This is a genomic window from Streptomyces sp. NPDC091209 (assembly GCF_044757755.1).
In the GTDB taxonomy this organism is placed as follows: Bacteria; Actinomycetota; Actinomycetes; order Streptomycetales; family Streptomycetaceae; genus Streptomyces.
In genome coordinates this window covers 1548956-1573720 of sequence record NZ_JBIVVR010000001.1, presented here as the reverse complement: position 1 = coordinate 1573720, position 24765 = coordinate 1548956, and the positions used below count along the sequence as shown (strand labels likewise).

Sequence of the window (24765 nt, the reverse complement as noted above, 5' to 3'; positions counted from 1 at the left end):
GTTCGTCATCGAGCGGCACGGACCACCGCACCGGCCTTCGCCCCGGCACCCGCACCACCCTTCGCGTCGGCTCCTGCACCGGCCGCCGCACCGGTGCGGGTGCCGGGCCCCGTGCCGATCCGGGCCAGCACCTCCCCGGTCTCCCGGCTCCACGCCACCACCGTCGCCTCCTCGGGCACCCGCCGCCAGCGCGTCAGCAGCAGCCAGCGGACGTGGTACCGGCGGACGACGGCGGTGCGTTCGGCCCGGGTCGAGGACGGGTCGAGGTAGGCGCGGACCGCCGCGAGCCGGCGCAGCCGCTCGCCCTCGGCGAGGGCGGGGTCGGGCCAGGCGGGCGCGGCGAGATCCGGGCCGTAGCCCGCGAGCAGGTGGACGGAGTAGTACCCGTCCGCGATGACCGCCTCGCCGGGCCGGATGTGCCGCGCCGCCCAGTCGTACGTCGGCCAGCGCGGCGGCTGGTCGAAGCCGACCGGGTCGAGCGAACGCGGCACCACCGCGCCGGCCTGCACGGTCAGGAAGCCGGTCAGCGCGCAGGCGGCGGCGGTCCCGCCCAGCAGCCGCCGCCCCGGACCCCACGGACGCGGCGCCGCCAGCTCCACCCCGAGCGCGAACTGCGGCGGCACCAGCGTGAGCCCGAGGATCCTGCCGTACGTGTAGTGCCCGCTCACCCAGCCGTACGCCACCGCCGCGCACTCCAGCGCGAACATCAGCACCAGGGGATCGCGCCACCCGTGCCCCTCGCTCCGCCGGGCGCGCCGGGCCCGCAGCCACAGAGCGGGCACCCCGGCCAGCGCCAGCCAGAAGTGTCCGGGCATCCCGTCGTACAGCCGCTCGTGCATGGCGTCCACGCTGCGGTCCCCGGTCAGCGCGAAGACGTCGAAGTACGGCCAGCCGTACGCGACGAGGAGCGCCACCGCACCCGTCAGCAGCCACCGGCCCGCCACGGCCGGCCGCCGGCCGCGCTGCTCGCCCGCCACGAACGCCACCGCGCCGAGCACCGCCGCGATCGACGTGATCGGATGCACGAGCAGGATCAGTCCGTACAGGGCGCCGAGGGCCGCGTACCCCCACCAGCTCCTGAGGCCGCTCGGGCCGACGTACCGGACGGGGCCGCCGGTGCCCGTCGCGCGCGTGCCCGTGAACGCCCAGGCCCAGAAGGCCAGTCCGATGGCGAACGTCGAGGGATAGCCGAGGTTGCCGGTCATCGACATCAGCCCGAGGTAGCCGCTCCACCAGGCCCGCTCGGTGCCCCACAGCAGCACCATCGCGAACAGGCAGAGGACCGGCGCCCAGCGGCGGGGTGTCAGCACCCGGGTGAAGCGGCCGATGCCGGTCAGCAGCACCAGCAGGTTGACGGGTCCCGACAGCCGCACCACCGCCCAGCCGCCGAGACCGGTCAGCCGGGCGAAGGCGCCCTGCGCCACCGCGTACGGCGAGTAGTACGGGCTGCCCGCACCCGGCAGGTCCGCCATCGGGTGCCGGGGGTGGAGCAGATCCGCCCGCAGGCGTTCGACGACGGCCGCGTGCTGTCCCGCGTCGCAGCACAGCGGGATCCGCCAGTAGGCGAGCGTCATCACCAGCCAGAACAGGCCGCCGAAGACCTGGAAGGGCGTCGGGCGCCAGGTGCCTGTGCCGCGCACCGCGGTCGCACCGCGGACAGCACCCCGCCGGACGACGACATCGGCGCTCATCGGGCGGTGGGGGAGAGGGGACCGGCGGTTTCTGGCATCTGCCGTATATGCCCGCCCCGCCCGGCCGCCTAGCCGGGATCACCTCATCGGGCGACCTGGGTGTCCCGGCGCGCCGGCCCCGGAACCCTGCCGCCGAGCGCCCGGACACCCGGCCGGACGACCGCGTCGAGGAGCAGTGGAAGCCCCACCGCGGGCAGCAGCCACAGCAGCACGATCAGCCGCTCGCCCCAGACGTTGATGTCGGGGTGCGCGGCCTGGTTGAGCACCCCGGTGCCCGCCGCCGCCAGCAGGAAACCGGCGAAGGCGGGATGCCGGCGCAGGGCCCCCCACGCGGCCGCCACCACGGCCGTCAGGAACAGCGGCTCCCAGAACTGGCGGCGCGCCCACTCCACCCAGAAGGCGACCTCCAGATGGAGGAACTCCGGCCACGGATGGGCGCGGTCCGGGCGGGCGTAGTGCCCCGTGAGCAGGTCCTGCACGCTCTCCGACTCGGACGGGTAGTGCAGCGCCTTCGCGAGCAGCAGGGTGGCCAGCACCCCGCCGGCCGCCACCGCCCCGAGCGTCCATAGCGGCCCGTCCCACCGGCGGCGGCGCGCCAGGAGCACCGCGCAGGCGGCGGACAGGCACAGCCCGAGGAACAGCGCCTGCGAGTGCTTCACCGTGAAGAGGACGGCCAGGGAGCCGCCGGCCAGCCAGGTACCGGCCCGCGCGCGGCCCTCCAGCACCAGGGCGCAGCCCCACAGGGCCGCGAGGGTCACGGCCATCATCAGGCCCTCGGTCATCGGGCGCATCGCCGTCGTACCGCACGGCAGGACGTAGAAGAGCGCCTGCCCGGTCAGGGCCGCGCCGGTGGAGCTGCGCAGGGTGCGCAGCACGAGGAAGACGAGCACGCCCCCGGCCACCGTCACGGCGACGCCCGCCGCCCACAGGCCCCAGGTCACCCCCAGCACCGTGACGAACGGCACCAGCAGCACCGGATACCCCGGCCGTGCCTCGAAGATCCGCATGAAGCGGGCCGGCATGAACGGCACGGTGTGTCCGGCTGTCTCCCTGGCCGCGAGCCGCGCGGACATGCCCCGCCACTGCTCGCGCCGGCACTCCGCGACGACCCGCCGGGTCGGACTCGCGCGGTGGAAGCGCACCACGTCGACGGCCTGGCCGCGCCGTGCGACGGAGGCCTTGCTCGCACAGACGTAGTCGATCGTCCGCGCGGCGGCCTCCTGCTTGCTCTCACCGCGCAGGGTCAGCGCGTACGAGAGGTAGTTCTTGGTGTCGGGGGTGTCCCGGCCGGTGAGGTTGGCGAGCTGGAGGACCGCGAAGACCGCGGCGATCAGGATCACCCCGGCGCGGGCCGAACGCGGTGCGCGCAGGACCCGCGCCAGGGCCCGGAGGGGACGTCCGGTCACGGGGGCGCTCACGGAGCCGTCCGTAGCGCCGTCCGTAGCGCCGTCCGTGGCGCCGTCCGTGGCGCCGTCCGTGGCGCCGTCCGTGGTGCCGTTCGTGGGGCCGCTCACCTTGTCGCTCACCTGGCCGTTCATAGGGCCGTTCACCTGACCGTTCATGGGGTCGTTCCTGGGGTCGTTCACGGGGCCGCTCATGACGACGTCAGGACGTCGTGGCCCGCCTGCGCGGGCACCGGGACGACCGCGGCCGGCTCCTCGGCCCGCTCGCCGAGCATCAGCGTCCGCACCACCCGTCCGGCGGCCCGCCCGTCGTCGAACTCGCAGAACCGTGACCGGAATCCGGCCCGCAGCCGTGCCGACTCACCGTCCCGCCAGGCCCCCGACGTGAACAGCCACGTCAACTCCCGCTGGGAACGCGCCACATGGCCCGGCGCGTCGGCCGTGATGTCGAAGTAGGCTCCCCGGCTCGCCGCGTACGCGCCCCAGTCGTCGGCGAGGAGCGCGATCGGCCGGTCCAGGTTGGCGTAGTCGAACATGAGGGCCGAGTAGTCGGTCACCAGGGCGTCCGAGGCGAGCATCAGATCCTCCACGCACGGTTCGCCGGTCGCGTCGACCACGACACCGCGCCGGTGCAGTTCGGCCAGCCCCATCCCGCGTGCCGGACCGTCCGCGAGCGAGGGATGCAGCCGTACGACGAGGGTGTGGTCCGCGCCGAGATCGTCCGCGAACCGGGCCAGGTCGAGACGGTCGACATGGCCGCCGCGGAGATAGTCGCGGCGTGTCGGCGCGTACAGCACCACCCGGTCGCCGGCCGGGATCCCGAGCCGGGCGCGGACCGCCGCCCCGGCCCCGTCCTCGGCGCGGGCCCGCACGAGGACGTCGTTGCGCGGGCTGCCGGTGCGCAGCGAGGTGAAGTGGCAGGGGTAGGCGCGGTCCCAGACCAGCTCCGAGTGCCGGTTGGCGACCAGGCTGTAGTCCCAGCGGTCGGCGCGGCGCAGCATCTGCGGCACGTCGAGGCCGTGCCGGGCGCCCGGCTTGTGCAGCAGGTCCGCGGCCATGTACTTCAGCGGGGTGCCCTGATGGGTGTGGATGTGGACGCTGCCGGGGCGCTTGACCAGGGAGCCGGGCCAGTTGACGTTGTTCACGAAGTACGTGGCCCGCGCGGTGGTCCGGTGATAGCGCGGCGAGTCGAGGAGGACGTGCTCGGTCCCCGACGGCAGCAGCGCCGCCTGCTCCTCGTCGCGCACCACCCATACCCCGCGCAGCTGCGGGGCGAGCTCCCGCGCCGCGGCGTACACCGCCCCCGGATCACCGAGGACCCCCCGGTGCGAGAACGCCGAGTACACCGCCAAGTGCGGGTCCAGCGGCCGGTGTTCGTGCGCCGCGGACCAGACGCGTTTGGCCCGCGCGGCGACGATCCGGCGTGCCTGCTGCCCGCGCAGACCGAGCTCCCGGCCCGCGCGGCCTGCCTGCCGCCGCACCCGGTAGCGCGTGAAACCGCCCTCCAGGAGCCGTAGTTCGGGCGGCACGGGACCGCTCCTGTGCTTGCGGAAGAGCGCGGCCGTCAGCCGGAAGAACTCGGCCTTGTCCTCGTCCGGGAGCCGGTCCTCCTTGGACAGGATGTCGAGGCAGTGCTCGCCCATCTTGTGGTGCAGATACGGGCGCCAGCCCGACAGTTCGGGACGGGAGCCGACGAACGCGAAGACCCGCTCGTACTGGTCGTGGATGTCGAAGTGCTTGCGGCTGGTGGTGGACAGGATGTTGCCCTGGCGGCGCTGGCGGTAGGCCAGACAGATCCGGTCGAGGGTCGCGATCCGTTCCGCGCTGAGCATCACCGGGAACGTCCAGGGCGTGTCCTCGTAGTACCCGGGAGGGAAGGCGAAGCCCTCCCGTTCGACGAACGCGCGCCGGTAGACCTTGTTCCACACCACCATCAACAGGTCGAGGATCTCCGGGTGTTCGGCCGCCGAGAAGGTCCCGGCGCCGGCCTCGGTGAGGACCCGCGCGAGCACGTTCCTGCGAGTGCCGCCCCACCAGTAGGTGCGCGCGTAGTCGAAGACCAGCACATCCGGGTCGGCGGTCTCGTCCAGGCGGTCGGCGACGGCGCGCAGCGCGCCCGGCGTGAGGGTGTCGTCGCTGTCGAGGAAGAGGAGGTAGTCCCCTCCGGCGAGCGGCATTCCGGCGTTGCGGGCGCGGCCGAGCCCCACGTTCTCCGGCAGGTGCAGCACCCGCAGGCGCGGATCGCGGGACGCGTACGCGTCGAGGATCGCGCCGCAGCCGTCCGGGGAACAGTCGTCGACCGCGATGACCTCGATGTCCGTGTACGACTGCTCCAGGACCGAGTCGAGACACTCGCGCAGAAAGCCCTGCACCTTGAAGACGGGGACGATGATGCTGAAGCGGGGCACGTCAGCTCCTCACGAGGGTGGACGCGGCGGGAGCCGGGACGCGTTCGGCGAGCGGCAGGACGGGCGGGATCGCCTCGGGGGGTTCGCCCAGCAGCACTCTGCGCACCACCCGCTCGGCGGCCCTGCCGTCGTCGAACTGGCAGAACCGCTCACGGAACCGGGCCCGCAGCGCGGCGGCGGCCGGATCCGCGTAGGAGCCGTCGGCGAAGAGCGCGGCGAGTTCACCCGGGGTGCTCGCCACCCGGCCCGGCGGCTCCTCCATCACGTCGAAGTAGACGCCCCGCGTCTCCCGGTACACCTCCCAGTCGTCCGCGTACACGACGATCGGGCGGTCGAGGTTGGCGTAGTCGAACATGATCGACGAGTAGTCCGTGATCAGCGCGTCGGCGGCCAGACAGACGTCCTCGGAGGACCGGTGGCCGGTCACGTCGATGATCCGCCCGGAGCCGCGCCCGCGCCCCTCGTCGTAGAAGTAGTGGGCGCGCAGCAGGACGACGAACTCCTCGCCGATCTCCTCGCAGAGGGCCTCCAGGTCGAGCCGGGACTCGAAGCCGGTGCTGTAGTCGCGGTGCGTGGGCGCGTACAGCAGCGCCGTCTTCCCCTCGGGCACCCCGAGCCGTTCGCGGATCCCGGCCACGTCCTCGGCGGTCGCCGTGCAGTACACGTCGTTGCGCGGATAGCCGTACTCCAGGGTCTCGTAGCCGCCCGGGAAGGCCCGCTCCCACATCTGGGTGGAGTGCCGGTTGGAGGAGAGGTTGTAGTCCCAGCGGTCCACCCTGGACAGCAGTTTGGTGAAGCTGCCGGTCGCGGCGGCCACCACCGGATACGTCGACTGGTCGACGCCCATCTTCTTCAGCGGTGTGCCGTGCTGCGTCTGGACGTGCACGCTGCCGGGGCGTTTGACCACCCCGTCCGCGAAGTTGGCGTTGTTGACGAGGTACTTGGCGCGGGCCAGCACCTCCCAGGCGCGCGGGCTCCCGATCACCGCGTGCTCGATGTCCTTCGGCAGCGCGTCCACCGCCTCCGGCTCGACCAGGAACACCGAGCGGATGTGCGGGGCGAGTTCGCGGGCCTTGGCGTGGATCGCCGCCGGGTTGCAGGCGTAACCCCGGCCCCAGTACGCGCAGTACACCGCGAGGTTCTCGTCGAGCGGGCGGCGCAGCCGGGCCGCGTAGAGCGCGCGGGTGCGCAGCGTGCTCGCGCGGGGCACCCGTCGGACCACTCCGGAGGCGGCCCGGTTCGTGCCGCGCAGCGCGCGGAACGCGCTGTACGCGCCCGCCGCGAGCAGCCGGTGCTGTACACCGAGACTGCCCGCAGGCACCCGGAATCCGGCCGGGCGGTGCCGCCGGTAGAGCTTGGCCGCCCGGCGGAAGAAGGCCCGGCGGCGGCCCGCGGGCACCCGGGCCGGGTGTGCCGCCGTCTTCAGGACCAGGGAGAAGAGCTGCCCGAACAGTGCCTTCGACCGGGCCGAGGGCAGCGTCCGCCGCGCGGCCCGGACGAGGACCCGTTCGACCTGGTCGAGGAGTTCGAAGTGGTGCTCGCCGGGCGCGTTGAGCCGGCTGCCTTGGCGGCGCAGATGGTGCCGTACGCAGACCGTGCGCAGCAGGGCCGACCGCTCCGCCGCCACCGTCACCAGGCCGCCCCAGCCCGCGTCCGTGAAATGCCCTTCGGGGAAGGCGAGTTCCTGCTCGGCGAGGAAGCCGCGGCGGTACGCGGCGCTCCACGCCGGGACATGCACGCCCAGCACCTCAGGCGCCTTGTCGAGCGGGGGCGTGCTCGGCTCGCCCTCCCACCAGTGCACCCGCTGATGCCCGAACCAGAGGACGTCCACATCGGCCGGGAGCCCCGCGTCCAGGGCGCCCAGCGCGCCCGGCACCAGATCGTCGTCGCCGTCGAGGAAGAGCAGGTACGCGCCCTTCGCCGCGGCGATCCCGGCGTTGCGCGCCGCGCTCAGCCCGCCCGACGGCGGCGAATGGACCGGGCTCACCCGGGAGTCCCGTGCCGCGTACGCGCCGGCGACCGCCGCGGCGGGGGAGTCCGGCTGGTCGCAGACCGGGATCAGCTCGAAGTCGCCGAAGGACTGGGCCAGGACCGAGTCCAGGGCGCGGGCCAGTCGCCCGGCGACTCCGAAGGTGGGGACGATGACGCTGAAGCGGGGCATTCTGCTCTTTCTCTCAAGGGGCGCCGGACGGGGGATTCATCGCCCGGGGCGCCCGGTCGGCCGCCAGGTGGAGGGCCGGGTGGGCGTGGGCCGCGACGGACTGGAAGGCACACGGACTCCGGTTCAGAGGGTCTCGGTCAGGGGAACGCCGGCACCCGGAGCCGGAACTCGCCCGAGCGGTGCGGCCGCGGGGGTGCCCGCCGGCAGGCCGGGGCCCGGAACGCGGGGGAAGGCCGCCGCGGCCGAGGGCACCGGCCGGCGCTCGGCGAACGGGACGAACGGCGGCAGCGTGGCCGTCTCGCCGAGCACCACATGCCGTACGACCCGCTCGGCGGCGCGCCCGTCGTCGTACGGGCAGAACCGCTCGCGGAACGCGGCCCGCAGCTGCGACGAGCGCGAGCCGCGCCAGTGCCCGGTCGCGAAGATGTCGATCAGCTCGTCCTCGCTGCGCGCGACCGCGCCCGGCGGGAAGGCGCGCAGGTCGAAGTAGGTGCCGCGGGCCGCCTCGTACGCCTCCCAGTCGTCCGCGAGGACGACGATCGGCCGGTCGAGGACCGCGTAGTCGAACATCAGGGACGAGTAGTCGGTGACCAGCACGTCCGAGGCGAGGCACAGCGACTCGACGCTCGGATGGCCGGACACGTCGACGATCCGGCCGCCCGCGGTGTCCGTGAGCGGCGCCCCGTATGTGTAATGGGCGCGGGTCAGCACCACGAAGCGCGGGCCCAGCCGGCGCAGCACGCGCTCCAGGTCCAGGGCACGGCGCTGGGCGCGCCGGTAGTCGCGGTGGGTCGGCGCGTACAGCACCGCGACCGCGTCCGCGGGGATGCCGAGCGACTCGCGCAGCCGGTCCACGTCGGCCGGCGTCGCGTGCTGGAACACGTCGTTGCGCGGCAGCCCGTACTCCAGCGTCGTGTACGTGGAGGGGAAGACGCGTTCCCAGACCAGCGTGGAGTGGCGGTTGGCGGACAGGCAGTAGTCCCATTTGTCCGCGCTGCGCAGCAGTTCGGCGAAGTCGGTGCCGTGCGCTGCGGCCGGGCGGTCCTGGAGGTCGAGCCCCATCCGCTTGAGCGGCGTCCCGTGCTGCGTCTGGATCATGATCTGGCCGGGCCGCTTGACCAGCCGACGGTCGAAGTTGACGTTGTTCACCAGGTACTTGGAGCGGGCGAGCGCCGTCCAGTACCCCGCGGTGCCGGGACGCAGCCGGCCCGTCGCGGCCGGGATCGTGTGCTGGTGTTCGAGGTGCGCGATCCACGCCGTGCGGATGTGCGGTGCGAAACCGCGGAACGCGGACTCCAGGGCCCCCGGATTGCAGCCGTGGCCCCGGCCCCAGTAGCTGGAGAAGACGGCACGGTCGGCGCGCAGCGGAAGACGGAGCTGCACGCGGTAGTGGAACTGGAGCGCGGCGCCGCGCACCGCGCGCAGCAGCCCCGTGCTCAGCCGCACGGCTCTCTTCCGGACCCGCGACAGGAAGGAGAGCAGCCGGTACGTGCGATGCGTGCCGAGCGCGACCAGCGCGTGCCGCAGCCGGGTGCGGGGGCCGACCGGTGCGCCCGGGACGCGGTAACGGCGGTAGTGCGACCGGGCCTTGCGCAGGAACTCGGCCCGGGCGGCGCGCGGCAGCCGGCCCCGCTTCACGAACACGGTGGCGAAGTGGTCGACCATGCGCCGGAACAGCACCGGGCGCCACCGGTCCAGCTCCGGATGCGCGTCGACATGCGCGAAGACACGGTCGTACTGCTCGAAGACGTCGAAGTGCTTGCGGCTGGTGGTGCCGAGGATGGATCCGTGCCGCCGCTGACGGTAGAGCACACAGACCCGGTCGAGGGTGGCGATCGTCCCGGCGGACATCAGCGCCGGATACGTCCAGGGCGTGTCCTCGTAGTAGCCGGGCGGGAAGGTGAGGCCCGCGCGCTCGACGAACTCCCGGCGGTACGCCTTGTTCCACACCACCATCAGCAGCCGGAGCAGCCCGGGCCGCTCGTCCAGCCGGAACGGCGCCGGGCCCTCCTCGGAGAGCTGCGCCGAGACCTGGTTCCGTACGACCTCGCCCGACCACAACGTCCGCGCGTAGTCGTAGACGAGGACGTCCGGGTCGCCGGTCTCCTTCAGCCGGTCGGCGATGGCCCGCAGCGCGTCCGGAGTGAGGCTGTCGTCGCTGTCCAGGAACACCAGGTAGTCGCCGGTGGCGTGTTCGATACCGGCGTTGCGGGCACGTCCGAGCCCCACGTTCTCCGGAAGATGCACGGCGAGGACGCGGGCGTCGCGGGCTGCGAACTCGTCGATGATCGCTCCGCAGGCGTCGGGCGAACAGTCGTCGACCGCGATGACTTCGAGATCCAGGTAGGACTGTTCGAGCACGGATTCAAGGCACTCGTGCAGGTACGCCTGGACCTTGTACGCGGGGACGATGACACTGAACCTGGGCAACGGACATCCATGGGTCGGCGCGGGCATACCTGCCCGGAAACGGCCGAAGGGGCGGCTTGGTTACGCCAGATGTGGCATCCGGGGGATGACGGGTGAACGGCGAGGGGCGGGCCGGTGTCCGGCCCGCCCCTCAAACGCTGCTGGAAGCGGCCTACTTGACCGCTCCCGCCATCACTCCGGAGACGAACTGCCGCTGGAACGCGAAGAACACGGCCAGCGGGATCACCATCGAGATGAAGGCGCCCGGCGCCAGCACGTCGATGTTGTTGCCGAACTGGCGTACCTGCGTCTGGAGCGCGACCGTGATGGGCTGGCTCCCCGAGTCGGAGAACACCAGCGCGACCAGCATGTCGTTCCACACCCACAGGAACTGGAAGATCCCCAGCGAGGCGATGGCGGGACCGCCGAGCGGCATCACTACCCGTACGAACAGGCGCAGTTCACCCGCGCCGTCCAGCCGGGCCGCCTCCAGGAGCTCCCGCGGGATCTCCGCGAAGAAGTTCCGCAGCAGGAACACCGCGAAGGGCAGGCCGTATCCGACGTGGAAGAGGACCACGCCGGTGATCGACCCGAAGATGCCTATCTTCCCGAAGAGTTCGGCGATCGGGATCAGCGCCACCTGGACCGGAACGACCAGCAGGCCGACCACGGCGAGGAACCACCAGTCGCGGCCCGGGAATTCCATCCAGGCGAAGGCGTAGCCCGCGAGCGAGCCGATGACGACGACCAGGACGGTCGCCGGGACCGTGATCAGCACCGTGTTGAGCAGCGAGTTGGTGATGTCGCTGTTCTCCAGGAGCTTCTGGTAGCTGTCCAAGGTGAGCTGCGAGGGCGCGGTGAACACCTTCCACCAGCCGCTCGCGCTCATGTCCTCGGGCCTGCGCAGCGAGGACAGCAGCAGCCCGATCGTCGGCACCAGCCAGAACAGGCCGACGAGCAGCAGGAAGACGCGGAGGACGCCGCCGCTCACCCGGCTCGCGATCCGTGAACCGAGGGAGGTCCGGGCCCTGTTCACGGCCGTGGCGGGTACGGTCTCCGCCAGCCGTCCGGCCTGCGTGGTCATCGCCGCACCTCCCGCCTCAGCCGCCGCACATTGCTGTGTCTTCCCGGGGGACAACCCCCGGACCTCCGGCCGGAAATGAGGATCGGGCTCATCGCCGCACCTCCCGCCTGAGCCTGCGGACGTTGAACAGCATCACCGGGATCACCAGCAGCAGCAGGAACACCGCGATGGCGCTCGCGACGCCCGGGCGGCCCTCCGAGAAGCCCTTGCGGTACAGCTCCAGGGCCAGCACGTTCGCGTCGTCCTGGGAGGAGCCCGGCGCGATGATGAAGACCAGGTCGAAGACCTTCAGCACATTGATCATCAAGGTCACGGCGACCACCGCGAGCACCGGCGCCAGCAGCGGCACGGTGACCCTGCGGAACACCTGCCACTCGTTCGCCCCGTCGACCCGGGCCGCCTCCAGGAGTTCACGCGGCACCCCCGCGAGCCCCGCCGCGATCAGCACCATCGCGAAGCCCGCCCACATCCAGACGTAACTGCCGATGATGGCCGGGGTGACCAGGGACGGGCCGAGCCAGTCGACGCCGTTGTACGGCTCCTTGAAGTTGCCCGCCGGGAGCCGCAGCCGGGCTCCGTCCGCCTTGCCCGAGAGCGAGAACGTGCCGTCGGCACCGGCCTTCGCCGTGTCGACGACCCTGCCGTCCTTGACCGCCTCGATCCTCATCCCGGAGTAGCCGACTTCGCCCGCGTCCACCTGGCCCAGCCGGCCGACGCCCTTGCCGCGGGTGAAGTCCTGCCAGGCCGTCCCGGTGATCCTGCCGGGCTCGGACGCGGCCCGGACGGCTTTCTTGGCGCCGCCCGGCATCTGGTCCGGTGCGACCCCGACGAGCGGGAGGGCGACGGACTGCCCGGTGTGCACGGCCCCCCGGGTGATGAAGCCGCCCTTCTCCGCCTCCAGCGGCGACTGCCGGCCCGGGTGGGCCTTGGGAAACGCCGACGACGGGGCGAAGGTGTCGTGCACCCCCACCCACACCGCGTTCGCGACGCCCTTGGCCGGATCCTGGTCGTACACCAGCCGGAAGATGATGCCCGCCGCGAGCATCGAGATCGCCATCGGCATGAAGACGACCAGCTTGAACGCCGTTCCCCAGCGCACCCGTTCGGTGAGCACCGCGAAGACCAGCCCCAGCGCGGTCGCGACCGTCGGGGCGAACACCACCCAGATGACGTTGTTCTTGAGCGCGGTGCGGATGCCGTCGTCGGTGAACAGCGCCTTGTAGTTGTCGAACCCGGCGAAGCCGTCGCCCTGCTGGTCGTAGAAGCTGCGGACGACCGAGTACCCGATCGGGTAGACCACGAGCGCGCCGAGCAGGACGAGGGCGGGCAGCAGGAACAGCGCCACCACCGTCCTGCGGGTCCCGGTCACGCTCTTGCGTGTACGGGCCGGGGGCACCGGTGCGGTGCCTCCGGCCGTCGCCGACGTCATGGCCGGATCAGCCCTTGTAGGCCGCTGCGGCGTCCGATTCGAGCTTCGCCTGCGTCCCCGCCACGTTCTTGGGGTTCTTCAGGAAGTCCTGCAGGTCCTTCCACTCGCCCTTGCCGGGTGTTCCGCCGAAGGCCTGCGGGGCCTGGTCGGACATGTCGAAGCGGAAGTTGTCGCCGGCCGCGATCAGCGCCTTGGCCATGGACTGCTGGACGGCGTTCGGATAGGCGGACTCGGCCACGTTCTTGTCGGGGGAGAGATAGCCGCCGAGCTTCGCCCAGATCGTCGCCGCGTCGGGCGAGGCGAGGAACGTCAGCAGCGCCTGGCCCGCCTTGGACTCCTTCAGCAGCACGGCCGCGTCACCGCCGCTCACCACGGGCGCCTTGTCCCCCACGGCCGGGAACGGGAACACCTTCGCGTCCGTCCCGATCTTCGCCTTGGTCTCCGCGATGTTGACGCCCACGAAGTCGCCCTCGAAGACCATGCCCGCCTTCGGCTGGTCGCCGCCGGTGAACGTCTGGGTCACCGAGGCCGGGAACTCCGTCTGGAGCGCGCCGTCCGGGCCGCCCGCGATGAAGTTCTTGTTCCCCCACAGTTCGGCGAGCGTGGTCAGCGCGTCCTTCACGGACGGATCCGTCCACTTGATCTTGTGCTGGGCGAGCTGGTCGTACTTCTCGGGGCCCGCCTGGGAGAGATAGATGTTCTCGAACCAGTCGGTGAGCGTCCAGCCGTCGGCACCGCCGACCGAGACGGGGGTGACCCCGGAGTCGTAGATCGTCCGCGCGGCGGTCAGGAACTCCTTCCAGGTCTTGGGCTCCTTGGCCCCCGCGTTCTCGAAGACCTTGGTGTTGTACCAGACCAGCGACTTGTTGGCGGCCTTGAAGTACACGGCGTACTGCTTGCCGCCGACCTTGCCGAGGTCCTGCCAGCCCTGCGAGTAGTTCTTCGTCAACTGCGCCTGCGCGTCCGGGCCGACGGGCTTGGCCCACTTGTTGTCGACGGCCTGCTTGACCGCGCCGACCTGGGGAAGCAGCGCCACGTCCGGGGGCGCTCCGCCCGCGATCTTCGAACCGAGGAAGTTGATGATCGGGTCCTGCGCCGGTACGAAGGTGACCTTCGCGCCCGTGCGCTTCTCGAACTCCGCCAGCACCTTCTTGAAGTTGGCCTGTTCCGCCCCGGTCCACACGGCGGCGACTTCCAGGGTGGCGCCGTCGAGCTTGGGGAGGGTGACGGAGTCCGCGCCGGTGCCGCCGCTCTCCGTACCCGTGCCCTTGTCGTTTCCCTTGGCCTTGTCGCCGCTGCCGCCACCGCACGCCGTGAGCGTGAGAGCGCCGGCGACGAAGGCGGCCGCGGCGGCCTGCGCGGCTCTGCGCGAGCGGCGCGTGGAGTGATCGGGCGACCTGCGTATCTGAGGAATGCTGCGCATCACTGCCCCGTTCTTCGTTCTTCGTCGAACGTCAAAGCGGCTGCCCCGTGCGCTCCGGTCTACGCCAGGTCGCTCGGGGGCGGCAAGACCGCCGGTACTGTCAAGTGGGCGATCGTGATTGGGTCGTGACGTGGGGTCACGGATGCGCAAGCGCGCGAAAGAGGGATGCCGGTCCGCCCGGTGACCCCGGTGCGTTCACCGGCGCGGGGCCCCGCGGGGTGACGCGCGGGGCCCGAAGAAGCGCCGTGGCACGCGGGTGCTCGGCGCTGCCTGCCCGGCGGGACGTGTGCGCCGCGGCACCGCGTGACCTGTGACGGGTGACGCGCAGGGCTGGAGCGGCGCGTGCCCCCGTGGCACGCGGGCCGCAGCGACGCGCACCCCCGGTGGGATGCGGGCCGCAGGGACGCGCACCCCCGGTGGCATGCGTGCCGCAGCAGCGCCGGGTTGGAGCGGTGCCGGTGCCGTGACCTGTGGTTGGAGGCGCGGACGGTCCCGTGACCTGCGGCTGGAGCGCGGGCGGTCCCTGGCGTGCGGCGTGCGGGTTACAGCAGCGAGGGCACCTCGACGGCGGAGACGGAGCGCGCGGCCCTCTCCAGGGCGCTGGCGAGCAGGGCCAGGTCCGTGGGCCCGTTGCCCAGCTCGCGGACCGGCCGGCGGGCCGGCGGATCGCCCATGCGGTGCCACTCCAGGGGGACGACCGTGGGGCGGAGCGTGGCCGTACGGGGAATGCGCCCCGTCACCCGGCCGCCCTGGAAGGGCGTCTCCCGGCCGTCCGGACGCAGCAGCCGGCCCCGCCCGGGGGCGGGTTCCTCGGGTCCGGGCAACGGTGCTTCGAGGGTGACGCGCAGCGCGGCGGACCGCGCCAGCTCCGACGCCGCCGTACGGCCGCCGACTCCCGACGCCGCCACGAGGTGCACCCCGAGCCGGTCCCCTTCCCGGGCGACGGCCTCCAGCGCCCGTACGACCGAACCGGCCGCAGGCCGCCCCGGGGAACCGAGCGCCGGTGACAGCAGGGCGTCCAGGTCGTCGACGACCACGACCAGGCGGGCCAGCGGAGGCCCCGGCTCGGCCTGCCGGCGCGCGGCGGCGGGCCGCAGCCGCAGCGTCGAGCTGGGCGGTGAGTCGAGGTCCGAGGCGCCCAGGGACGAGGTCCCGCCCGACGAGGACCCGCCCGAGCGCTGCGCCACGATCGGGCCGGGCACCGTCCGACGTGCGTGCCACTCCGCGAAACCGAGCCGGCCCAGCAGCTCGGACCGCCGCTTCAGCTCGGCGCTCAGCGACTGGGCGAACTCCCGCATCCGCACAGGGTCGTTGGCCGTCAGATGCGTGGTGACATGCGGCAGATCCGTGCAGACCTGAAGTCCTTCTCCGCCGGTCGCCACGCCATGACCACCGGTGCCGTCCCGTCCGTCCATCAGGACGATCCCGAGCCGGTCGGGGCGTTCGGCGGCGGCGAGGGACGCGGTGACCGAGCGCAGCAGTTCCGTACGGCCGCTGCCCGGCGGGCCCTCGATCAGCAGGTGCGGGCCCTCGACGGGCAGGTCGACGGCGACGGGTCCGCGCGGTCCGGCGCCGAGCACGGCCCGCGCCCGTCCGCCGAACGCCTCGGTGTCGTCCGCGGCGTCCGCCCAACGCGCCATCAGGGAGGCGGGGGTGGCCCGCGCCAGCCCCAACTCGTCGAGCAGGCGGGCCGTCTGGGGCAAGGGCGCGGACACGCGCGCGTGCCGGTCCCCGAGCGCACCGTCCGTCCGCAGCGGGGCCAGGGACCGGGCGAACCGCTCGGCCCAGGCCAGGGACACGGCGTCCACGGCGGCGACGGTGCCATGGCCCACGGGGCCGCGCGGCAGCTTTCCGCCCGCTCCGGAGGACGTACGGCCTGTGCGCGGACCGCCGGTGTCGGCGGGTCCCGCACCGCCTCCGGGACCCGTTCGCCCCGCGGCTGCCGGGTGCGGGATGCCCGTGTGGGTGGATCCGTCGTGCCGGGGCCCGGAGTACGACGGCGCGCTGTGCGCGGGGCCGGAGCGCGGCGATCCGGTGTGCGCGGACCCGGCGGGGCCCCGTCCGGTCCGGTCGGGTCCCGCACTGTCGGGTCCGCCGTGCCGGGAGCCGGTGTGGAGGGGTCCCGCGCGCAGGGGTCCGGCGTGCGGCGCGTCCTCCGGGGAGCGCCCGCCGGTACCGCCCGGTGCCACCCGCATCAGCCGCAGCGCCGTCGCCACGTCCCCGCTGAGCAGCGCCACCGCCCCGCACTCGCGGAAGGCCGGCGAGGCAGCGCAGGCCGCCTCGTACGTGTCCCTCACCGGCGACGCGGGGGACGCCGGTGATGTCTCGGCCAGGCACACCAGATGGATTCCGGCCCGCGCGCCCTCGTGCGCGAGACGTATCACGGCCTCCCGGACGTCGGCGCTTCCGGGGTCCCCGTCCACGACGACCACCGTGAACGGGCCGTCATAGCCGTCGTCCGTGTCGTCGGCGCGTGCCCAGGAGGGCCGCCGTACCGCGCCCCGCGGGCCGTCGCCGCCGACCGGGGCGACGCGCCCGCCGTCGTCGTGCGTCCCGGACCGGGCGGCCGGAACGGTCGCGCCCGCGCCGGTGGGCAGCGGACCGGGGCCGCCCGGCGCACCCTCCGCCTCCGCGAGGTGGTCCTCCAGGCGGCGCAGGAGTTCGTCGGTGCGCGCCGCCGCCTGCTCGCGGTCGTACGCCAGAAGGAGACGGCAGTCCTGGCCGTGGGCGGGGCGCAGATGGGGGAGCCAGCCGAGCCAGGACCACTCGGCGCTGCGCTCCTCCACCGTGCGGGCCCGGTCGGTGCTGATCAGGACGATTTCCAGGGTGTCGGGGGAGTGCAGCGCGGCGAGCTGCGCGACGACCGCGCGGGCCAGCCCCGCGAGACGCGCCCGGGGTCCGGCCAGGCCCAGTGAGCCGGCCTCCCGCAGCCCGGCGGTCACCGGCACCGCGGGGAGCAGGCCCGAGCCGTCCGGCGCCGCCCGGTCGGCGGTGCCCAGACGCACCGTCAGTGCCTCGGGGTGTCCGGGACCCCGCTCCCACAGCCGGGGACCGGGGCCGAGCGCGGTGAGCAGCAGGGTCGCCGGGTCCGGCCAGCTCTCGGGGGAGCGCCGTACGGCCGGAAGGAGGTCGTCCACCGCCACGGCTCCGTCGTCGTACGTCTCGCGTTCGGTCCCGGCCGGTCCGCCGCGGCCGCCGGCCAGCCGCCGGGCCCAGGCGCCGATGCCGCCGCGCCTGCGCACCCCCGGCGGGATGTCCGTGCCCCGCGTCGGCGTGCCTTTGCGCGCACCCGGGATGCCCGCTCCGAACGTGCCGGACGCGTCGGCGGTCAGGGGCCCGGAGTTCCCAGCGTTCGCGGCCTCCGTCCCGTCCCGTCCACCGGAAGCCTCCGCACCGGAAGTCTTCGCGGGCCCGTCGGCGCGACCCGTCCCGCGCGTGGACGCACCGGGGCCAAAACCGCGGCCCTCCGCCGTCGCGCCCCGCGGCCTGCTCTCGATCCGGGGTGCTCCGCCCTGCTCCGGGACGGCGGGGGGCACCGCCCGTCCGTGCTCCAGCGCTCCGGGGACGCCGCCACCGGAGGCCCCCCACTCCGCGGTCCCATAAGCGTGATGCGTCTCGCCCATGGGCGGCAGCGCCCCGCCCTGTGCGAGGGAGGCGCTCTCCCCGCGCGCGTGGGGCACGGCGCCGCGCGGGGGCTGCGCGGTCTGCGGGGAAGCGGGCGGCGTTGAGGAGGGTGTGTCCGGCCCGGTGGCGGAGCCGCCCCGTGAGACCTCCACGGGGGAGCCGCCCGGAGCCGCGGAGGCCGTGTCCAGCCGGGCTGCGGTCCCGGCGCCCGCCCGGCCGCCGTGCCCGCCCTGCTCGTCGAATCCGTCGGCCCCTGAGAGACCGTCCCGGGCCGATCCGGCCCGCACCCGCACATGGCCTTCGCCGTCCGGCGCCGTCTCCAGGACGCCCGGACCTCCCGGCGGGGCGAGCCGCAGGGCGGACTCGCCGACGCGCAGCAGCGCGCCCTGGGTGAGGGGGACCGCCCGGCCGCCGACGCGGGAGCCGTCGAGCGTCGTGCCGTTCGTGGAGCCGATGTCGGCGACCGAGACGCGGCCCTCGGGGGTGACGGTGATCGCGCAGTGCAGGCGGGACACGTCCGGGTCGTCCAGGGGCACGTCGGCGTCCGCGGAGCGGCCGATGCGGATCTGGCCGCCGTGCAGCAGGTGCACGCCGCCGGCGTCGGGTCCCGCGACCACATGGAGCTGAGCCGAGACGTCGTCCAGGTCGGGACCGGGCTCGGCGGGCGTGCCCAGACAGAGCACGGCGCCGTCCGTCAGCGGCGGCTCGCCGAGTGTGCAGCGCTGGGCGTCGAGCCGCTCCGCGCCCGCGTAGAGCACGATCTGGCCCCCGCCCGACTCACGGCCGCGCTCGCTCTGGGAGGCACCCCCACCACTTCCCCCGACCGCCGCGGCCAGCCCCGACGCGACCGCGGCCAGCGCCGTCCCGGCGGGCGCGGTGACCAGCACATCGCAGGCCGTGGCTCGCCCCCGCGGCTCCGAGGGCGGGCCCAGCGGGTCTACGACGGTCAGCCGGATCTGCATCGCCGTCAGGGGTCCCTTCCGCGCAGGTGTCCGCGACGAGGACGAGGCTGCGCCGCGGTCCCCCCCACCGCAGATTCCCCCACCGCACACGGGCACGTCGGCCAGTACTGGAGGCATCCTCGCACCTGCCACTGACAACACGCCCGCCCCCCACCCGTAAGTGATCTTGATTGGTCGGCTCTGCCCGTAAAAGTTCCTGCCCAGTGCGCGCCAGATGTCCGCTTGAGATCGGTCACGCCCGGCCGCGGCAACCAACCGACCGGAGTGAGCGTCTTTCCGTCGAACACGGTCGAGCGGCTTTCCGTAGGCCATCGAATGTCGACCATCGAAGCGGACCGTCGAACAAGGACGGGAGCGCGTACGTAAGCGCTTATGCGGACCACAGGTGCGCAGGGGACCTATGGGAAAGCACACGGGGAGGACAGCGCTGTGCCGGGCGGGGCGGCACTACAGTGGGTCGGAAACTCCTGTACCACGGTGATCACGGTGGACGGACCAGGCAGAGCAAGCAACAGGGAGCGCATGACGTGCGGCCGGTAGGGAGCAAGTACCTCCTTGAGGAGCCGCTGGGGCGCGGCGCCACAGGCACGGTCTGGCGAGCCCGCCAGCGGGAGACCGCGGGCGCCGAGGCGGCCGTCGCCGGCCAGCCCGGCGAGACCGTGGCGATCAAGGTCCTGAAGGAAGAGCTCGCGAGCGACGCGGACATCGTGATGCGGTTCCTCCGGGAGCGGTCGGTGCTGCTGCGCCTGACCCACCCGAACATCGTGCGCGTACGCGACCTCGTCGTCGAGGGCGATCTCCTCGCCCTCGTCATGGACCTGGTCGACGGCCCCGACCTGCACCGCTACCTGCGCGAGAACGGGCCGTTCTCGCCCGTCGCCGCCGCCCTGCTGACCGCCCAGGTCGCCGACGCCCTCGCCGCCAGCCACGCCGACGGCGTCGTGCACCGCGACCTGAAGCCCGCGAACGTCCTGCTCAAGCAGGACGGCGGCGGGATGCACCCGATGCTGACCGACTTCGGCATCGCGCGGCTCGCCGATTCCCCCGGCCTCACGCGCACCCACGAATTCGTCGGCACGCCCGCGTATGTCGCGCCGGAGTCCGCCGAGGGACGCCCGCAGACCTCCGCCGTCGACATCTACGGCGCCGGCATCCTGATGTACGAGCTGGTCACCGGGCGCCCGCCGTTCGGCGGCGGGTCCGCCCTCGAAGTGCTCCACCAGCACCTGAGCGCCGAACCGCGCCGCCCCTCGACCGTCCCGGACCCGCTGTGGACGGTCATAGAGCGCTGCCTGCGCAAGAACCCGGACGAACGGCCCAGCGCCGAGAACCTCGCGCGCGGACTGCGTGCCGTCGCCGCGGGTGTCGGGGTGCACGCGACCCCGGCGCAGATCGCCGCCGCCGACGGCGTGGCCGCCCTGCTCGCCCCGGACCCGACCCCGGCGCAGGTCCCGGACATGGCCGGCGCCGCCGACCCCACACAGGTGCTGCCGCAGGGCGCGGGCTCGTACGACCCGTACGGCGCGACCAGCGTGCTGCCGCACACCTCCGGCGCGGCCGACCCGACCGCCGTGCTGCCGCCCGTGCCGCAGCACCAGCCGGGCGGACAGCCCGGCCAGGGCGAGGACCCGCACCCCTGGCAGAACCAGCTCCGCGCGGCCCGCGACCGCAACGAACAGACGCAGGTCCAGTACCTCGACCCGAACGAGGACCCGCTGCGCCGCCGCCCCCAGCGGCAGGTCGCCCGCCCCCAGCAGCAGCCCCAGCAGCAGCGTCCGCAGCGCGGCCAGCAGCCGCCGCCCGGCTACGGATACCCGCAGGGGCAGCAGCAACAGCAGCAGTACGCGCCGCAGCACCAGCAGCAGCCGCAGCGCTACGCCCCCGAGCCGCAGCGGCAGCCCCAGCCGCAGCGGTACGCGCCCGAGCCGCAGCGGCCCCAGCAGCCCGCGCCGCGCCAGTCGCGCGAGCCCCGGCAGCGCGGCGCCAACCCCATGAAGATCCCGGGGCTCGGCTGCCTCAAGGGGTGCCTGTTCACGATCATCATCCTGTTCGTCGCCGGCTGGCTGGTCTGGGAGTTCAGTCCCCTCCAGCACTGGATCCACTCCACCAGGAGTTTCTGGGGCGAGCTCACCCACAGGTACGACCAGGTCAGCAGTTGGATGGGCGATCTCGGCTCGAACTCCTCCTCGGGCAACTGACTCTGGGGATTTGTCGATATCTGACGGGTGATTTCGGTCTCGGGAGTGAAGGTTGGCTCCGCGGGCGCGTACTTTAAGCGGCAACACGCGTCTGTAGGAGCAGTCTTGGCACGCAAGATCGGCAGCAGGTACACCGCGCACCAGATCCTGGGGCGGGGGAGCGCCGGCACGGTGTGGCTGGGCGAGGGACCCGAGGGACCCGTCGCCATCAAGCTGCTGCGCGAGGACCTCGCGTCCGACCAGGAACTGGTCGGACGCTTCGTGCAGGAGCGCACCGCACTGCTCGGTCTCGACCACCCCCACGTGGTGGCGGTGCGCGACCTGGTGGTGGACGGCAACGACCTCGCCCTCGTCATGGACCTCGTACGGGGCACCGACCTGCGCACCCGGCTCGACCGGGAGCGGCGGCTCGCCCCCGAGGCCGCGGTCGCGATCGTCGCCGACGTCGCGGACGGACTCGCCGCCGCGCACGCCGCCGGGGTCGTCCACCGCGACGTGAAGCCCGAGAACGTCCTGCTCGACATGCAGGGCCCGCTCGGCCCCGGCGGCTCCCACCCGGCCCTCCTGACCGACTTCGGTGTGGCCAAACTCATCGACTCGCCGCGCCGGACCCGGGTCACGAAGATCATCGGTACGCCGGACTACCTGGCGCCCGAGATCATCGAGGGCCTGCCGCCGCGCGCCGCCGTCGACATCTACGCGCTCGCGACCGTGCTCTACGAGCTGCTCGCCGGGTTCACGCCCTTCGGGGGCGGACACCCCGGCGCGGTCCTGCGCCGCCATGTCACGGAGACCGTGGTCCCGCTCCCGGGCATCCCCGACGAGCTGTGGCAGCTCATCGTGCAGTGCCTGGCCAAGGCGCCCGCGTCCCGGCTGCGGGCCTCCGAGCTGGGGGCACGGCTGCGGGAGCAGCTGCCGCTGCTGGCCGGGATGCCGCCGCTCGACGTGGACTCGCCGGACGCGGAGTCCGAGGACGCGGACGAGGAGTACGAGGAGACCGCGGAGCCGTCCGTGCCCGCGGCGGCCCGCGAGCGGCGCGGGGCCGTCCCCCTCGTGCCGGGGGCCGCGCCCGACTCGAGCCGGGACACGCACACCTCGATGCGGGTGCCGGCACCCGACGAGCTGGCCGGCGGGGCCCGGGGAACGGCTCGGGCGCCCCGCGCCGCGGGCGCGCCCCGGCCCGGGTCCGCCCGGCACCGCGCCTCCGCCCGCCGGCGGCGCATCACCCTGGGGGCGGCGGCGGTCGTCCTGGTCGCCGCGGTGGGCGTCGGCACCTGGCTCGCCGCCTCGGGCGACGGCGCCGACGGGACCCCCCAGGACACGAAGAACTCGGCCCCGGCCTCACCCTGACCTCCAGGGCTGACCTCCCGGGCTGACCTCCCGGGCTGACCTCCCGGGCGGGGGCGAGGCGGGCCCCCGGGGGCGAAGGGCGAGGCCCGGTTGTCGTAACCGTTACGCTGGAGGCGTGGCAGTCGTCGATGTATCCGAAGAGCTCAAGTCCCTCTCCTCGACCATGGAGTCGATCGAGGCCGTCCTGGACCTCGACAAGCTGAGGGCAGATGTCGCCGTGCTCGAGGAGCAGGCGGCCGCGCCGTCCCTGTGGGACGACCCGGACGAGGCGCAGAAGATCACCAGCAAGCTGAGCCACCTCCAGGCGGAGGTCAGGAAGGCCGAGGCGCTCCGCGGGCGTATCGACGATCTGAGCGTGCTCTTCGAGATGGCCGAGGAGGAGGACGACCCGGACACCCGTGCCGAGGCCGATACCGAGCTCGTCGCCGTCAAGAAGGCGCTGGACGAGATGGAGGTCCGCACGCTCCTGTCCGGCGAGTACGACTCCCGTGAGGCCGTCGTCACCATCCGTGCCGAGGCCGGCGGCGTCGACGCCTCCGACTTCGCCGAGAAGCTCCAGCGCATGTACCTGCGCTGGGCCGAGCGCCACGGCTACAAGACGGAGCTCTACGAGACCTCGTACGCGGAAGAGGCGGGCATCAAGTCCACCACCTTCGCCGTCAAAGTGCCGTACGCGTACGGCACGCTCTCCGTGGAGCAGGGCACGCACCGGCTGGTGCGCATCTCGCCGTTCGACAACCAGGGCCGCCGCCAGACGTCCTTCGCCGGTGTCGAGATCCTGCCGGTCGTCGAGCAGACCGACCACATCGAGATCGACGAGTCCGAGCTGCGGATCGACGTGTACCGCTCGTCCGGCCCCGGCGGCCAGGGCGTCAACACCACCGACTCCGCCGTGCGCCTGACCCACCTGGCCACCGGCATCGTCGTCTCGTGCCAGAACGAGCGGTCGCAGATCCAGAACAAGGCCTCGGCCATGAACGTTCTGCAGGCCAAGCTCCTGGAGCGGCGCCGGCAGGAGGAGCAGGCCGCGATGGACGCCCTCAAGGGCGACGGCGGCAACTCCTGGGGAAACCAGATGCGTTCGTACGTCCTGCACCCGTACCAGATGGTCAAGGACCTGCGCACCGAGTTCGAAGTCGGCAACCCCGAGGCCGTGTTCGGCGGCGAGATCGACGGCTTCCTGGAGGCCGGAATTCGCTGGCGCAAGCAGCAGGAGAAGTAGGCGCGCGCGAAGCGCGGTCCGGGCGGGCGTCTTCCCGCCCTCGGTGAAACCTCTTTATCGACAAGGCAACTGCCGTCCACCGGACGGCAGTTGCCTTTTTCGTCGGGGGCTGTCTGGGTTTTACGTCACAGTCAGATGTCCGCACGCCAGGCAAACGATGGTGTTCCGGACATCGCGTACGCAACGACCTTGACGATGCTCTGGAAACTGGGAAGGGTGACGTGTGGCATGCGTATCACCGGGGCGCATGTGAACCGGGGGGCGGACCGAAAACCTCCTGTGACGCCGTGGCTCCGGACGCTGCTCCATTGACGATCAGCTACTGGGGGTAGCAGGCAGATGACCAAGAAGACGCGGATTCTCGCGGCACGAATAGCGGCCGGCGCGGTGATCGCCGCCGGTGCTTCACTGACAGTGGCGGGAGTCGCCTCGGCGACCGGCACCGGCGACCCGACCCCGACCCCGACCGTCACGGGTATCCCTGAGTCGCCGGCGCCTCCGACGTCGGAGCCCCCGACGTCGGAGCCTCCCACCGAGGTGCCCCCGACGTCGCAGGCTCCCACCGAGGTGCCCCCGACCTCGCCGGCCCCGACGGCCACCACGCCCACCGGGAACCCGACCGAGCCGACGGAGGAGCCGACCTCCGGCTCGTCCTCCGCGCCCGCGGGCGGCAACTCCGGTTCCGGCGGCAACAACACCGACCCCAACGGTGGTTCCACCACCCAGGAGGAGGGCTCCTCGGCCCTCACCGACACGGGCTCGGACACCAAGGCCCAGGGCAAGGACGGCGCGCTGGCCGAGACGGGGGCCGGCCAGACCGCGTTCCTGCTCATCGGGGCCGCCACGATGATCGCCGGTGGTATCGGCTTCCGGCTGCTGCCGCGCCTCGCCGGCGGCCGCGGCGGTGCCGCCGCCTGACAGGCGCACACGTGACGAAGGGCCCGGAGCAGCGCGCTCCGGGCCCTTGTCGTGGTCTTCTGGGTGCCGGCCGGCCGTGCGGGCCGTCCGCGCGGCTCTCACACCGTCTGGTGGGCCACCAGGGCCAGCGCCGCGATCAGTACCGCGAGCAGGGCGATCAGTGCCATGGGGTTGAGTCCCGCGAAGGGGCTCTCCTGCTGGAGTCGCTCCCGGTTCGCGCGGCAGACGGGGCAGCGGCCCTCGCTGACGGGTGCCGCGCAGTTAGCGCATACCAGTCGGTCGTACGTCATGCGCCGGCCCTCCTTGCGACGTCTCCGCGTACGCGGCGTTCTCGCCGTTCTCGCGTACACATCGCTCTCTTAACGCTTCGGCGAACGCAACCGTTCCCCTACCACTGTGCCAGGTTCCGCGGATTTCGGCGCGGCTCGCCTTATCCTGCCCCGCGCGGAGAGCCGTCAGCCGCTCGGATCCGGTGTGAATCGC

At 73.1% G+C, this 24765-nt stretch carries 14 protein-coding genes; 4 read left to right on the top strand and 10 right to left on the bottom strand.

Features of this window, described 5'->3' with window-relative positions; genetic code table 11:
* Nucleotides 1-5 precede the first annotated feature (5 nt).
* From ACIQRL_RS06825 to ACIQRL_RS06785, 9 genes are all read right to left on the bottom strand, one after another.
* Nucleotides 6-1691 (bottom strand): hypothetical protein, encoded by a 1686-nt coding sequence (locus ACIQRL_RS06825; RefSeq protein WP_401327879.1) that lies wholly within the window; start codon nucleotides 1689-1691, stop codon nucleotides 6-8.
* An 83-nt stretch (nucleotides 1692-1774) separates the two neighbouring features.
* Complete coding sequence (locus ACIQRL_RS06820) at nucleotides 1775-3031, bottom strand: hypothetical protein (RefSeq protein WP_401328158.1); 1257 nt, start codon at nucleotides 3029-3031, stop codon at nucleotides 1775-1777.
* Between the two features lie 254 nt (nucleotides 3032-3285).
* Nucleotides 3286-5502, bottom strand: a complete 2217-nt coding sequence (locus tag ACIQRL_RS06815) for a CDP-glycerol glycerophosphotransferase family protein (RefSeq protein WP_401327876.1) — start codon at nucleotides 5500-5502, stop codon at nucleotides 3286-3288.
* 1 nt (nucleotide 5503) lies between these two features.
* The gene (locus tag ACIQRL_RS06810; RefSeq protein ID WP_401327873.1) at nucleotides 5504-7663 is read right to left on the bottom strand and encodes a CDP-glycerol glycerophosphotransferase family protein; all 2160 of its coding nucleotides are present in this window, start codon (nucleotides 7661-7663) and stop codon (nucleotides 5504-5506) included.
* A gap of 123 nt (nucleotides 7664-7786) precedes the next feature.
* A complete protein-coding gene (locus tag ACIQRL_RS06805) occupies nucleotides 7787-10093 on the bottom strand; it encodes a CDP-glycerol glycerophosphotransferase family protein (protein WP_401327870.1) in 2307 nt (768 codons plus the stop codon).
* A gap of 151 nt (nucleotides 10094-10244) precedes the next feature.
* Nucleotides 10245-11156 (bottom strand): carbohydrate ABC transporter permease, encoded by a 912-nt coding sequence (locus ACIQRL_RS06800; protein WP_401327867.1) that lies wholly within the window; start codon nucleotides 11154-11156, stop codon nucleotides 10245-10247.
* A gap of 88 nt (nucleotides 11157-11244) precedes the next feature.
* Nucleotides 11245-12585, bottom strand: coding sequence for a carbohydrate ABC transporter permease (locus ACIQRL_RS06795; protein WP_401327864.1), 1341 nt, complete (start codon nucleotides 12583-12585; stop codon nucleotides 11245-11247).
* 7 nt (nucleotides 12586-12592) lie between these two features.
* Nucleotides 12593-14008: an ABC transporter substrate-binding protein gene (locus tag ACIQRL_RS06790; RefSeq protein ID WP_401327861.1), complete on the bottom strand. Its 1416-nt coding sequence runs from the start codon at nucleotides 14006-14008 to the stop codon at nucleotides 12593-12595.
* A gap of 542 nt (nucleotides 14009-14550) precedes the next feature.
* Entirely contained in the window at nucleotides 14551-18594 is a 4044-nt protein-coding gene (locus tag ACIQRL_RS06785) for an FHA domain-containing protein (protein WP_401327858.1), read from the bottom strand.
* Nucleotides 18595-19121: 527 nt separating this feature from the next.
* Here ACIQRL_RS06785 and ACIQRL_RS06780 point away from each other — a divergent pair.
* The 4 genes from ACIQRL_RS06780 (at nucleotide 19122) to ACIQRL_RS06765 (ending at nucleotide 24282) form a co-directional block, all read left to right on the top strand.
* Nucleotides 19122-20792, top strand: a complete 1671-nt coding sequence (locus ACIQRL_RS06780) for a serine/threonine-protein kinase (protein WP_401327855.1) — start codon at nucleotides 19122-19124, stop codon at nucleotides 20790-20792.
* A 105-nt stretch (nucleotides 20793-20897) separates the two neighbouring features.
* Nucleotides 20898-22142 (top strand): serine/threonine-protein kinase, encoded by a 1245-nt coding sequence (locus tag ACIQRL_RS06775; protein ID WP_401327852.1) that lies wholly within the window; start codon nucleotides 20898-20900, stop codon nucleotides 22140-22142.
* A gap of 115 nt (nucleotides 22143-22257) precedes the next feature.
* Entirely contained in the window at nucleotides 22258-23364 is a 1107-nt protein-coding gene (gene prfB / locus ACIQRL_RS06770) for a peptide chain release factor 2 (RefSeq protein WP_401327849.1), read from the top strand.
* Between the two features lie 339 nt (nucleotides 23365-23703).
* Entirely contained in the window at nucleotides 23704-24282 is a 579-nt protein-coding gene (locus tag ACIQRL_RS06765) for a hypothetical protein (RefSeq protein WP_401327846.1), read from the top strand.
* A 98-nt stretch (nucleotides 24283-24380) separates the two neighbouring features.
* Here ACIQRL_RS06765 and ACIQRL_RS06760 read toward each other — a convergent pair whose 3' ends face one another.
* Nucleotides 24381-24572 (bottom strand): hypothetical protein, encoded by a 192-nt coding sequence (locus ACIQRL_RS06760; protein WP_028805018.1) that lies wholly within the window; start codon nucleotides 24570-24572, stop codon nucleotides 24381-24383.
* Nucleotides 24573-24765: the final 193 nt, after the last annotated feature.

What these genes read in the sequence shown, in the direction of transcription:
- ACIQRL_RS06825 (WP_401327879.1), bottom strand. Translation starts at nt 1,691, where the DNA reads ATGAGCGCCGATGTCGTCGTCCGGCGGGGTGCTGTCCGCGGTGCGACC.
- ACIQRL_RS06810 (WP_401327873.1), bottom strand. Translation starts at nt 7,663, where the DNA reads ATGCCCCGCTTCAGCGTCATCGTCCCCACCTTCGGAGTCGCCGGGCGA.
- ACIQRL_RS06800 (WP_401327867.1), bottom strand. Translation starts at nt 11,156, where the DNA reads ATGACCACGCAGGCCGGACGGCTGGCGGAGACCGTACCCGCCACGGCC.
- ACIQRL_RS06795 (WP_401327864.1), bottom strand. Translation starts at nt 12,585, where the DNA reads ATGACGTCGGCGACGGCCGGAGGCACCGCACCGGTGCCCCCGGCCCGT.
- ACIQRL_RS06790 (WP_401327861.1), bottom strand. Translation starts at nt 14,008, where the DNA reads ATGCGCAGCATTCCTCAGATACGCAGGTCGCCCGATCACTCCACGCGC.
- ACIQRL_RS06785 (WP_401327858.1), bottom strand. Translation starts at nt 18,594, where the DNA reads ATGCAGATCCGGCTGACCGTCGTAGACCCGCTGGGCCCGCCCTCGGAG.
- ACIQRL_RS06765 (WP_401327846.1), top strand. Translation starts at nt 23,704, where the DNA reads ATGACCAAGAAGACGCGGATTCTCGCGGCACGAATAGCGGCCGGCGCG.
- ACIQRL_RS06760 (WP_028805018.1), bottom strand. Translation starts at nt 24,572, where the DNA reads ATGACGTACGACCGACTGGTATGCGCTAACTGCGCGGCACCCGTCAGC.